A 993-nucleotide genomic window follows, 5' to 3' on the forward strand; every position below is an offset into this window, starting at 1 on the left:
TTCACGGTGTTTAGCTGGGTCGATATCCCAAAGTTCCTTGATGCCGATACCGTAATGCTGAGGATCTTTTCCTTCATCTAGGTTGAACTTAGAGATGATTTCTTTGCCAAGATGTCCACGACAACCTTCAGCAAACATTGTGTATTTAGCGTGTAACTCCATGCCTGGCATGTAAGAGTCTTTTTGTTGGCCGTCTTCGCTGATGCCCATGTCGCCAGTAGCAACACCTTTTACACGACCATCTTCATGGTATAAAACTTCTGCTGCAGCAAAGCCTGGGTATACTTCTACGCCAAGTCCTTCAGCTTGCTCGCCTAACCAGCGGCAAACGTTGCCAAGGCTAACAATATAGTTGCCATCGTTGTGTGTAGGTTTAGGGATAAAAGCGTTTGGAAGTTTTACCGACTTTTCCTGATTGGTCAGGAAGTAAAATTCATCACCTGTTACAGCGGTATTTAATGGTGCGCCCATTTCTTTCCAATTAGGGAACAGCTCATTTAACGCTGTTGGTTCTAGAACTGCGCCAGACAGGATGTGGGCGCCAACCTCAGATCCTTTTTCTACAACGCATACGCTGATTTCATTACCAGTCTCTTCAGCGATTTGTCTTAGACGACAGGCTGCTGATAATCCAGCGGGGCCACCGCCGACAATGAGTACGTCAAACTCCATCGATTCACGTTCCACAATAGGTCTCCTCGTGCATATACGTTATATAGCGTCCTGATGTTAAGCCTGTTTAGCTGGACCAGAGCGCAGTTTTTAGTTTCCGCTTTTTTACGGCGCGCGAATTATACAGTTATTCGCTGAAATTCGCACCCCCAGTCTTTCTGACTATGCTAATTCACAATATGGCAGTGACGGAAGTAGTGATGAATACCTCTCTTTTAGCATGTTGACTAGATATATAGCCACTTTAGCTTCCTGTGCTGCAAAGAGAGTTTCAAACAAACGTTTGAATTTTACCTGTTTATTCAATGTATGTAAAAGGTA

At 44.4% G+C, this 993-nt stretch carries 1 protein-coding gene; it reads right to left on the reverse strand.

What is annotated here, in order from left to right; genetic code table 11:
- Window positions 1-687 (reverse strand): NAD(P)/FAD-dependent oxidoreductase (locus tag A3766_RS06305; protein ID WP_156508730.1); only part of this gene is annotated, 687 nt, incomplete at its 3' end.
- Window positions 688-993 lie beyond the last annotated feature (306 nt).

The sequence above is a fragment of the Oleiphilus sp. HI0132 genome, assembly GCF_001635845.1.